At 68.1% G+C, this 11,086-nt stretch carries 11 protein-coding genes; 9 read left to right on the top strand and 2 right to left on the bottom strand.

From position 1 onward, the window contains the following. Positions 1-4 precede the first annotated feature (4 nt). Together A3OM_RS0110330 and A3OM_RS0110325 are read left to right on the top strand one after the other, a co-directional pair. Complete coding sequence (locus tag A3OM_RS0110330) at positions 5-346, top strand: lipid-A-disaccharide synthase N-terminal domain-containing protein (protein WP_018043682.1); 342 nt, start codon at positions 5-7, stop codon at positions 344-346. Further along, positions 333-965, top strand: a complete 633-nt coding sequence (locus A3OM_RS0110325; RefSeq protein ID WP_018043681.1) for a pyridoxamine 5'-phosphate oxidase family protein — start codon at positions 333-335, stop codon at positions 963-965. Before A3OM_RS0110330 ends, A3OM_RS0110325 begins: the two co-directional genes overlap by 14 nt. A 34-nt stretch (positions 966-999) precedes the next feature. Here the strand turns inward: A3OM_RS0110325 and metC are convergent, their stop codons facing one another. After that, positions 1,000-2,190 (bottom strand): cystathionine beta-lyase, encoded by a 1,191-nt coding sequence (metC, locus tag A3OM_RS0110320; RefSeq protein ID WP_018043680.1) that lies wholly within the window; start codon positions 2,188-2,190, stop codon positions 1,000-1,002. A 288-nt stretch (positions 2,191-2,478) separates the two neighbouring features. Here metC and A3OM_RS0110315 point away from each other — a divergent pair, with 288 nt between their 5' ends. The 7 genes from A3OM_RS0110315 to A3OM_RS0110280 all read left to right on the top strand — a co-directional run bounded on the left by A3OM_RS0110315 (position 2,479) and on the right by A3OM_RS0110280 (position 9,372). Further along, complete coding sequence (locus A3OM_RS0110315) at positions 2,479-3,474, top strand: amino acid ABC transporter substrate-binding protein (RefSeq protein WP_043764613.1); 996 nt, start codon at positions 2,479-2,481, stop codon at positions 3,472-3,474. Positions 3,475-3,726: 252 nt separating this feature from the next. Continuing rightward, complete coding sequence (locus A3OM_RS0110305) at positions 3,727-4,887, top strand: ABC transporter permease subunit (protein WP_018043677.1); 1,161 nt, start codon at positions 3,727-3,729, stop codon at positions 4,885-4,887. Between the two features lie 3 nt (positions 4,888-4,890). Continuing rightward, positions 4,891-6,024 carry an amino acid ABC transporter permease gene (locus A3OM_RS0110300; protein WP_018043676.1) on the top strand — a complete coding sequence of 378 codons (1,134 nt, stop codon included), beginning with the start codon at positions 4,891-4,893 and terminating at the stop codon, positions 6,022-6,024. Further along, a complete protein-coding gene (locus A3OM_RS0110295; protein WP_018043675.1) occupies positions 6,021-6,782 on the top strand; it encodes an amino acid ABC transporter ATP-binding protein in 762 nt (253 codons plus the stop codon). Before A3OM_RS0110300 ends, A3OM_RS0110295 begins: the two co-directional genes overlap by 4 nt. 134 nt (positions 6,783-6,916) lie before the next feature. Further along, complete coding sequence (locus A3OM_RS0110290; protein WP_157196462.1) at positions 6,917-7,324, top strand: hypothetical protein; 408 nt, start codon at positions 6,917-6,919, stop codon at positions 7,322-7,324. A gap of 138 nt (positions 7,325-7,462) precedes the next feature. Continuing rightward, the gene (gene rarD / locus A3OM_RS0110285; protein WP_018043674.1) at positions 7,463-8,368 is read left to right on the top strand and encodes an EamA family transporter RarD; all 906 of its coding nucleotides are present in this window, start codon (positions 7,463-7,465) and stop codon (positions 8,366-8,368) included. Between the two features lie 20 nt (positions 8,369-8,388). Beyond that, entirely contained in the window at positions 8,389-9,372 is a 984-nt protein-coding gene (locus A3OM_RS0110280; protein WP_018043673.1) for a P1 family peptidase, read from the top strand. Between the two features lie 35 nt (positions 9,373-9,407). Here A3OM_RS0110280 and A3OM_RS0110275 read toward each other — a convergent pair whose 3' ends face one another. Then, the gene (locus tag A3OM_RS0110275) at positions 9,408-10,985 is read right to left on the bottom strand and encodes a calcium-binding protein (RefSeq protein WP_157196461.1); all 1,578 of its coding nucleotides are present in this window, start codon (positions 10,983-10,985) and stop codon (positions 9,408-9,410) included. Positions 10,986-11,086 lie beyond the last annotated feature (101 nt).

Raw genomic sequence — 11,086 nt, 5'->3', positions numbered from 1 at the left:
ACCCATGCTGATGCAGCTTTCGGAAGACCTGAGCGGCTACGCCTATGACATCTTCGTCACCAAGTTCGACGGCTGGCTCGTCTTCGGCATCCTGGCCCAGGTGGTGTTCGGTGCCCGCTTCATCCTGCAATGGTTGGCGAGCGAGAAGGCCGGCCGCAGCGTCATGCCGCTCTCGTTCTGGTTCCTCTCCATCGCGGGCGGGCTGATGACCCTGGTCTACGGGCTGGTGCGGCGCGAGCCGGTCATCATCTTCGGGCAGGCTCTCTCGACGGGCATTTATCTCCGCAACGTCGCGCTGATCCTGAAGGAAAAGCGTCGGAAGCCCGGGGCGGATGCCGTTCCGTGACGTCCTCGGTATGACTCTCCCGACGATTCCGCTGCCGGATTTCTTCGACGATCTCGACGCCAGCCTGGCCCATCTCTGGCGGCTTCTGGAGGACGGGCCGAGGCTGCGCCGCAACGCGTTCCACATGCCGGCCCTCGCCACGGTGGATGCCGACGGCTGCCCGCAGGTCCGCACCATCGTCCTGCGCGAGGCCGAGCGGCGGACCGGGATCCTGCGCTTCCATTGCGACCGCCGGTCCCGCAAGGCCGCCGAGATCGCCGCCTCCGGCCGGGCCGCGCTGCACGGCTACGATTCGGCGAGCAAGGTCCAGATCCGGGTCTCGGGCCCGGCCACGCTCCATACCGACGATGCCCTGGCGGATGCCGCCTGGGACGGATCGATGACGATGAGCCGGGTCTGCTACGGCGTGGCGCCGGGACCCGGAACCCAACTCGCCTCGGGCGAGGGCTATTCCCTGCCGGAGACCGACGCGGCCATCGCCGCCGGCCGGCCGAATTTCTGCGCGGTTCAGGTGAGTGCCACCCGGCTCGAATTCCTGTTCCTCGACCGGCGGGGACACCGGCGCGCCGCCTGGAAGCGGGACGGCGACGGCTGGGCGGGGACCTGGCTGGCGCCGTGAAAGACCCTTCTCCCCACAAGGAGGAGGGAGGGGCTCATCCCATCGCGGCGCGCAGCCGTGCGAACCCCGCATCGAGATCGGCCTGCAAATCCGAAATCTCCTCGAGGCCGATATGGAAGCGCAAGCCCGGTCCGCCCGGCTCCCAGCGCGTGGCGGTGCGGTAGGTGCGGCAATCGAACGGGATGACGAGGCTCTCGAAGCCACCCCAGGAAAAGCCCATCCCGAACAATTCGAGCCCGTCGAGCATCGCCGCCACGGCGTTCGCCGGAGCCGGTTTGAGGACCACTCCGAACAGGCCGGACGACCCGGAAAAATCCCGCTTCCAGATGGCGTGGCCGGGATCCTCCGGCAGGGCCGGATGGAGCACCCGCAGCACTTCCGGCCGCGCCTGCAGCCAGCGCGCCATGGCGAGGCCCTGGCGCTCGTGCTCGCGCAGGCGCAGGTTCATGGTGCGCAGGCCGCGCAGGGCCAGGAACGCATCCTCCGGCCCGGCGCACATGGCGAAATGCTCGAAGGTGCGGTGGAGCGCGGGCCAGTATCGCTCGTTGGCCGAGGTCAGGCCGAGGAGCAGGTCCGAGCCGCCGCTGAGATATTTGGTCCCCGCCTCCACGGCGATGTCGACGCCCCGCTCATGCGGCGGGAAGAACAGCGGCGTCGCCCAGGTATTGTCCATGATGACGGCGGCGCCGTGCGCATGGGCGACCTCCGCGATGGCCGGCACGTCCTGCATCTCGAAGCTCTGCGAGCCCGGCGCCTCCACCAGCACCGCTTTCGTATTCGCGCGCATCAGCTCGCCGATGCCGGCGCCGACGAGGGGATCGTAATAGGTCACCTCCACGCCGAAGCGCTTCAGCACCCCGTCGCAGAAGATGCGGGTGGGGCGGTAGGCGCTGTCGGTGACGAGGAGATGGTCGCCCGCGCTCACCACGCTCATCAGGGCGACCGTGAGGGCGGCCAGGCCCGAGGGCGTCAGCACCGTGCCCGCCGCCCCCGCGAGCTCGCTCCAGGCCTGGGTGAGCGAATCCATCGTCGGCGAGCCGCTGGTGCCGTAATCGTAGCGCCCGCGCCGGTGCTGCAGGTCGTCATAGGTGGGGAACAGCACCGTCGAGCCGCGATAGATCGGCGTGTTGACGAAGCCATGCTGCGCGGAGGGGTCGCGCCCCGCATGGACGAGGCGGGTGGCCGGGCCGAAACGGGCGGGATCGCGGGGAGGGGTGTTCGACATGGAAACCGGTATGGGGGGAGGGCGGTTGCGCCGCAACCTCAGCCCGGCCTGTGCGATGGCGTCAAGCGGAAGCCCTTGACCGGACCTGCCGATCCTTTGCAATGCGCGGGCATGATCAACGGTCTCCCGGCATCGTCGACGCCTCATCCGACCCGTTCACCTCATCCTGAGGTGACGCCGCGCAGCGGCGGCCTCGAAGGAGGCCTCCAGATCGCACGATGCTGGCTGGAGGCCTCCTTCGAGGCCGCTTCGCAGCACCTCAGGATGAGGGTTTGGGTGGGAGGGATCATGCTGTTCTGCCTCACTCCCGCCCTCGCCCAGAACGGTTCCGCCCAAGGCACCCTCGCCCAGGTGAAGGCGCGAGGGCATCTCGTCTGTGGCGTCAGCGGCGGAGTCGCGGGGTTCAGCATTCCGGACAGCCAGGGCCAGTGGCGCGGGCTCGACGTGGATTTCTGCCGGGCGCTGGCCGCGGCGATCTTCGACGATCCGGCCAAGGTGCGGTTCATCCCGCAATCCTCGGCCGCGCGCTTCACCGCCCTGCAATCGGGCGAGATCGACGTCCTGTCGCGCAACACCACCTGGACCCTGTCGCGCGACACCGCCGCCATGAACTTCCCGGTCATCACTTTCTATGACGGGCAGGGGTTCCTGGTGCGCAAGTCCCTGAACATCGCGTCGGTGAAACAGCTCGACCGGGCGACGATCTGCCTGCAGCAGGGCACCACCACCGAGCTCAACCTCGCCGATTGGTTCCGCACGCGGGGGCTGACCTACAAGGTCGTCACCTTCGCCAATAGCGAGCAGACGCTGGGTGCCTACGAATCCGGCCGCTGCGATGCCTATTCCACCGACAAGTCCTCCCTCTACGGCGAGCGCCTGAAGACGGCGCATCCGGACGAGCACGTCATCCTCGACGAGGCGATCTCGAAGGAGCCGTTCGCCCCCGGCGTGCGCCAGGGCGACGACCAGTGGCGCGATCTCGTCGCCTGGACCCATTACGCCATGATCGACGCCGAGGAGGCGGGCATCACGCAGGCCAATGTCGAGGAGATGCGCCGATCGGCGCTGAGCCCCGACGCAAAGCGCATCCTCGGCCTCGAGGGCAAATACGGCGAGGGCCTCGGCCTCACCACCGACTGGGCCTACCGGATCGTCCGCCATGTGGGCAATTACGGCGATTCCTTCGAACGCAATGTCGGCGCGCAGACACCGCTGAAGATCCCGCGCGGCCTGAATGGCCTCTGGAACCAGGGCGGCCTGCAATACGGGCCTCCGATCCGGTGAGGGGCGTGTGGCACTCCCCCTCTCCCCGCTTGCGGGGAGAGGGTTTCGGCCCCCTCGCCGGGGCCGAAACGAGGCGGCAGCCGAGGGTGAGGGGGGGGCTTCGGACGAGCCTCTTCCGGGGGCACCCCCTCACCCTCGCTGCGGCTGACGCCTTCGCTTGCCGCAGGGACGACGAGGTCCCCGCGGCCCTCTCCCCGCCCAGCGGGGAGAGGGGATGGCGCGCGGATTTCTCGTTCAACGGGAAGCGGCTCCATGGCTGAATCCCGAAAGACCTCCCTTCGCGCCCTCGCGCTCCAGATCGTCCTGGCGCTCGCCGTCGCCGGCCTCGTCTACGTCGCCGCCGGCAACGCCGCGCAGAAACTCGCCAAACAGGGCATCGTCGCCGGGTTCGGCTTCCTGTCGCGCAATGCCGGGTTCGACATCAGCCAGCGGTTGATCCCCTACGCGGCGGCGACCTCGACCTATCTCGATGCGTTCTTCGTCGGGCTCTGCAACACGCTGCTGGCCGCGGCGCTGGGCATCGTGCTTGCCACGCTGATCGGCTTCGTGGTGGGCATCGCCCGGTTGTCGCCGAACCTCCTCGCGCGGGGGCTGGCCTCCGCTTATGTGGAGGCGGTCCGCAACGTGCCGCTGCTGCTGCAGCTCCTCGTCTGGTACGTGGCCGTGCGAGTGGCCCTGCCCTCGGCCGAGGCTCCCGCGAGCCTGGGGGGCGCCTTCGTCTCGCAGCGCGGCCTCGTCCTGCCGCGCCCGGATTTTTCAGGTTTCGCCTGGCTGGTGCCGGTGGCTTTCCTCGCCGGCCTCGCCGCCCTGTCGCTCCTGCGACGGCGGGCGCGCCGCGCGGCGGAGACCGGGCGACCCCCGGTCCGGGTCTGGCTGCCGGGGCTCGCCCTCACGATCCTCCTGCCGGGTCTCGCCTGGATCGGATTGGCGCTCGCCGGCCATCCGGTCGCGGTCGATTGGCCGGCGCGCGGTCCCTACGATGTCGAGGGCGGGTTGCCGATCCTGCCGGAATTCGCCGCCCTGGTTCTCGGGCTCTCCACCTATACCGCCGCCTTCATCGCCGAGATCGTGCGGGCGGGCCTTTCCAGCGTGGCGCGGGGGCAGGGGGAGGCGGCCTCCGCCCTGGGGTTGAGCCGGGGCCAGAGCTTGCGCCTCGTGGTGGTCCCCCAGGCGATGCGGGCGATCGTGCCGCCGCTCACCAGCCAGTATCTCAACGTCACCAAGAACTCGTCGCTGGCCGTGCTGATCGGCTATCCCGACCTCGTCCACGTCTTCATGGGCACCGTGCTCAACCAGACCAACCAGGCGGTGGAGGTGGTGGCGATCACCATGGCGGTCTACCTCACGCTCAGCCTCACCACGGCCTTCCTGATGAACCTCTACAATCGCCGCGTGACCATGGTGGAGCGCTAGAGGATGGAGCGATTCGTCCGTGCCGATCTCGTCGCCTCGCGCCCGCCACCCGCCACGGTCGGCGGACCGCTCGGCTGGCTGCGCCGGAACCTGTTCTCGAGCTTCGCCGACGGGCTCACCACCCTGCTGATCCTGGGATTGCTCGCCTGGCTGCTCCCCATCGCGATCCGCTTCCTCGTCATCGATGCGGTCTGGACCGGGGCGTCGGGGGATGCCTGCCGGCCGGAGGTGGCGGGGCGGCCGGTGGGGGCCTGCTGGGCCTTCATCGCCGACAAGATCAACTACCTCGCCTACGGCTCCTACCCCGCGCCGGAGCGCTGGCGCCCGAACCTCGCCGTCGCGCTGCTGGCCCTCGCCGCGGGATGGATGCTCTGGCTCGGGGCGCCCCGGCGTGATCTCGGCGCGCTCTTCGCCTTCGTCGCCTTCCCGGTCTCCGCCTACCTGCTGCTTGCCGGCGCGCCGTCGCTCGGCCTCCCGTCGGTGGCGACGGGCCTGTGGGGCGGCTTCCTCGTCACCGTGGTGGTGGCCACGGTGGGCATCGTCGTCTCCCTGCCGCTCGGCATCCTGCTGGCGCTGGGGCGGCGCTCGACCCTGCCGGTGGTGCGCGTGCTCTCCACCGCCTTCATCGAGTTCTGGCGCGGGGTGCCGCTGATCACGGTGCTGTTCATGGCCAACGTGATGCTGCCGCTGTTCCTGCCGGGCGACATCACCGTGGACCGCCTGCTGCGGCCGCTGGTCGGCATCGCCCTCTTCGCCTCCGCCTACATGGCCGAGGTGGTGCGCGGCGGGCTGCAGACCGTACCGAAGGGGCAGGCCGAAGCGGCGGCGGCGCTCGGCCTCGGCCGGGGCCAGGCGCTGCGCCTCGTCATCCTGCCCCAGGCGCTGAAGGTGGCGCTGCCCGGCATCGTCAACACGATGATCGGCCTGTTCAAGGACACCACCCTGGTCTCCATCGTCGGCATCAGCGATTTCATCCGCGTGCTGGAAGCCTCCCGCGCCGATCCGCGCTGGTCGGCCGCCACCATCCCGGCCACCGCCTACATCTTCGCCGCCCTCGTCTATTTCGCCGTCTGCTTCGGCATGGCGCGCTATGCCGGGTTCATCGAGCGCCGCCTCGCGGCGGGAGAGAGACGATGACGAGTGAATCCTTGACGACACCGCAGACTTCCCCCGCCGTCGCGCTCTCCGGCGTCAACAAGTGGTTCGGCGCCCATCACGTCCTGCGCGACGTCGACCTCACGGTGGCGAAGGCGGAGAAGATCGTGATCTGCGGTCCCTCGGGCTCGGGCAAATCGACCCTGATCCGCTGCGTCAACGGGCTCGAGGCTCACCAGCAGGGCACGATCCGGGTGGACGGGACCGAACTCACCGGGGCGCAGGCCAGCGTGGACGCCGTGCGCCGCGAGGTCGGCATGGTGTTCCAGCACTTCAACCTGTTCGCCCATCTCACCGTACTGGAGAATTGCACCCTCGCCCCCATCCACGTGAAGCGAATGGGCCGGGCGGCGGCCGAGGCGCTGGCGATGGAGTATCTTGAGCGCGTCCGCATCCCGCAACTGGCGGGGATGTTTCCCGGCCAGCTCTCGGGCGGGCAGCAGCAGCGGGTGGCGATCGCCCGCGCTTTGTGCATGAGCCCGAAGGTGATGCTGTTCGACGAGCCGACCTCGGCGCTGGACCCGGAAATGGTCAAGGAGGTGCTCGACACCATGGCCGAGCTGGCGCGCGGCGGCATGACCATGCTCTGCGTCACCCACGAGATGGGCTTCGCCCGCGAGGTCGCCGACCGCGTGGTCTTCATGGACGAGGGCCAGGTCATCGAGGTGGCGCCGCCGGCCGAGTTCTTCGACAGGCCGCGCCATGCCCGCACCCAGGCCTTCCTCAGCCAGATCCTGTGACCACCTCCCGCCCGCGACGGGAGGAAGGGTCAGAAAATGGCACGGTCGGGCCGGACGGCGATGCTCGGGTTCGTTAACGGCCTTGGTTTAAAAGCGGTATTCAAGGTGTTGAGTATTTGTAGAAAGCGTATCGCGTGCGTATTTTGCGCTTCCTCGTCGTCGGCAGCGTCTTCGGCCTGAGCGTCCTGGCGATCGGCTTCGTCAGTGCCGACCGGCTGGCCCATCTCCCCGCCCCGTCGCCGCCACAGATGGTGCGGACCCCCGTTCCCAGCGAACCGCAGGATACCGGCTCGATCCCGTCGCCGTCCTTGCCCCTCGGCGGCACGGCCAGCGTCTCCACCACCGCCCCCGCCGCACCCCGCCCGACGGGAGCCAGGCCCACCGGATCGAAGCCTTCCCCATCCTCCGCCGCCAAACCCGCGGTGACGAAGACGGCCTCGCTCAAGCCCGCGCCGGCCAAGCCGAAGGCCACGGACGGGTTCGACACCGAGCGCCTGAACGCCCTCCTGCGCGGCGACCCGATCACCCCGCCGCGCCGCTGATCGGCCTCCCCCCTTTCGCGGACGGGGAGGGCGAAGCGGCCCCTCGACGCATTGCTTCCCCCCATCCCGCGCCCGAGCTCCGCTTCGGATCTTGGTGTAAACCCCGTCCCATCCCCGAAGCGGGACGGGAGGAACGTCGTGGGGCTGATCTACGCGCTCGGAGCCTACCTGAGCTGGGGCATCGTCGTACCGGTGCATTTCCGGCTGCTCGATTCCGTGCCGGCCGGCAGCATCCTCGCCCATCGCATCGTCTGGTCGAGCGTGCTCGTGGTCGGTCTGCTGGCGATCCTGCGCCGGCGGGTGCGCAACCCGTTTCCCCTGAGGCGCCGCCACCTTCTCCTCGTCGTCTCGGCTGGGCTCATCGCGATCAACTGGCTGCTCTACCTCGTGGCGGTCCAGTCCGGGCACATGCTCGATGCGAGTCTGGGCTATTTCATCAATCCGCTGATGAGCGTGGCGCTCGGCGCCCTCGTTCTCGGCGAGCGGCTGCGGCCGGTCCAGGCCGTGGCGGTGGGGCTCGCCGCCGCCGGCGTGATCCTGGCGGTGGTCCTGGCCGGGCACCTGCCCTGGCTGTCCCTGACGCTCGCCGCGAGTTTCTCGCTCTACGGGCTGGTGCGCAAGGTGGTGGGCGTCGACGCCATGGTGGGCTTTGCCGCCGAGACCTTCCTGCTCCTGCCCGCCGCCGGCCTCTATCTCGTCCTCGCCGCCCCCGCCGTGGTGAACGGCGATCCCGTCCGCCTCGGCCTCCTGCTCCTCACCGGCGCCACCACAGCCCTGCCGCTGATCTGGTTCGCCGCCGCCGCCCAGCGCCTCACCCTCTCCACCCTGGGGCTGATGCAATACCTCGCCCCTTCCTGCCTGCTGGGCCTCAGCGTCCTCGTTTATGGCGAACGCCTGGAGCTGCATCGACTGGTCCTGTTCGTCCTGATCTGGCTGGCGCTGGCGCTCTATGCCGCCGATTCCTTCCGTGCGGCGCGGCGGACCAAGGAACCGCCCGAGCCCGCCGCCGCTGGCCCCGACCGCCCGGGCATGCGATCGTTCTGAGCGAGGTTCGGAGGCTCTGGATGCGCAACCTGATCACCGACATCGCCGGCATTACCGTGGGCCATGCCCAGGATGCGCGCGTGGCGAGCGGCACCACCGCGATCCTGTTCGACCCGGCCGTGGTGGCGGGTGTCGACGTGCGCGGCGGGGGGCCGGGTACCCGGGAGACCGACCTCCTCGACCCCGAGCGCACGGTGGAGCGCATCGACGCCCTGGCCCTGTCCGGTGGCTCCACCTTCGGTCTCGACGCGGGGGCCGGCGTCGTGGCCTGGCTCGCCGAGGCGGGGAGGGGGGTTCCCGTCGCCGACATCCGCGTCCCCATCGTCCCCGGCGCGATCCTGTTCGATCTCCTCAACGGCGGTGACAAGAACTGGGGCCGCTTCCCGCCCTACCGCGACCTCGGCTACGCGGCCGCCGACGCGGCGGCACGGGATTTCACCCTCGGCACCGTGGGGGCGGGCTACGGCGCGCGCACGGCCAACCTCAAGGGCGGCCTCGGCTCGGCTTCCTCCCTCGTGGACGGCACGCCCGCGCGGGTCGGCGCGCTGGTGGCGGTGAACGCCTTCGGCCGGGTCACGGTGGGGGAGGGGCGGCATTTCTGGGCGGCGCCGTTCGAGCGGGAGGGGGAGTTCGGCGGCCTCGGCTTCCCCGATCCGATGCCGGCGGACGCCTTCACCTGGCCCCGCGAGGCCCCGCCCGGCACCAGCACCACCCTGGCCCTCGTCGCCACCGACGCGATCCTCACCAAGGCTCAGTGCCGCCGCCTCGCGGTCATGGCACAGGACGGCCTGTCGCGGGCGATCCACCCCGTCCACACGCCGCTCGACGGCGATGTGGTCTTCGCGGTCTCCACCGGACGGATTCCCCTCTCCGACCCCATCACCGATCTCGCCCGTATCGGCGCGGCGGCGGCCGACACCCTCGCCCGCGCGGTCGCCATCGGAATCCACGCGGCGACCAGCCTGCCGGGTCTGGCGATGCCGCCGGCCTGGCGCGATCTGTAGGGCGGGTGAAGGCCCCGGAGTGCCCCCCGGTGCTCCTACAGGATGTAGAAATCGTCCGACGTCAGCTTGAGGTTCGCGTTGAGCGTGGCGAACTGCACCGCACTCGCACCGCCGTTGCCGTCGGCATCGTACGACACGGCGCCGGTCTTGAAATTGTAGAGAATCCGATCACCGGCATCAGTGGCCTTGGCGCCGATGACGAAGGCGTCGGAGGCGAGATGGCCCTCCGCGAGGGCGGCAAAGACAGGGTGATCGAGCCTGATCCTGTCGTCGGACACGGAAAAGTCGACGATCCTGTCCACGTTCGACACGGCATTCGGCGTGCTATCGAAGACGAAGGTGTCGTGGCCCGAACCGCCCGTCAGGATGTCCTTGCCGAGACCGCCGAAGAGAATGTCGGCTCCATCGCCACCCGACAGGCGGTCGTTTCCCGCAAGACCTCGAAGCGTATCGTTGCCGTCGAGCCCTAGGAGCGTATTCTTGAGCTGGGAGCCCGTGATGAAATCTCTCGACCCCGATCCGGTGACGTTTTCGATGGAAATCAGATCATCCTTTTTTCCCATCAAGTCGTAGCCGGACGATTGTTCCAAGTTTACCCTGATGCCGATGCCCCATCCGGTTTCGAGAGAGTAATCCACCGTATCGATCCCTCGTCCGCCGTCGAGATGATCGGCGCCCGCAAGGCCGGAGAGGATGTTGTTTTCATTGGAGCCGATGATCGTATCGTCGCTTGTCGTTCCCACGACGTCTTGAATGCCGATCAACCTGTCATCCTCAAGCGGGGAGAGGGAGCGTCCAAAGCCGCTCCCATCCGGATTGCCCGCCAGTTCGACGATCACGCCCGTCGAATTCGTGATGTCGTACCGGACCGTGTTGTGGGTTCCGCCGCCGCCGTTGATGATGTCCGCGCCATCACCGCCGCTGAACGCTTCGTAGGACGCCGTCTTCGATCCCATGAAGGAATCGGCCTTGTCCGTACCGATGATCAACTCGACGTTCTTGATCGAATCCACGAATCCGTAGGTATCGGTCGCCGTGCCCTTCTCGAGATCGACCTTGATGGCCCTGCCGCCGGACTCGCGACTGTAGTCCACGACGTCGTAATCCCCGATCCCTCCGTCGATCGCATCCTTGCCGGAGCCACCCACGAAGGTATCCGAGCCGAACCCACCGAGAAAGGTATCGGCCTTTTGGCCGCCGAAGAACTTATCGTCTAGAGACGCGCCGTAGACGGTCAGTGCAATGGGGGCGAACAGCTTGAGGAGCGGCCCCTTATCATCGAAACTCGAATCGGTCAGTGCAATACGAAAGGCATTCGCGTTGAGCGAAAGTCCCGACATCGTCCATTGCGTCGATCCATCGACGTGGATCAAGCTGATCGACTTGATCGTCCCGGCTTTGATGTCTCCGCTTTTCGTGTATTCGAAGCCGGATCCGACCAGCTCCATTCCATAGGAGGTGCCATCGTCGCGCGAGAGCGTATATTTGGTGGCCGATGTCTTTCTAAGAAATCCTGCGGACCATGCGCCATGGATTGCTTCAATATCGAAGTAGTTATCTTCAACCTGAACGGTGGCCATGGATGTTCCCCAGTCGATCAGGGGAGCAATCATGGGTTTTCAGGTGTAAGTCGAGATTCTCTTCCGCAACACTCTTAAAATCGACGGTCTGTTGCGATTTTGTCGCAGATCGATCGAGGACCTAGCCTGGTCGC

The organism is Methylobacterium sp. 88A, from assembly GCF_000376345.1.
Lineage (GTDB): Bacteria > Pseudomonadota > Alphaproteobacteria > Rhizobiales > Beijerinckiaceae > Methylobacterium > Methylobacterium bullatum.
Note: the sequence above shows the minus strand (reverse complement) of the source record. Positions and strands in the feature narration are given on the sequence as shown.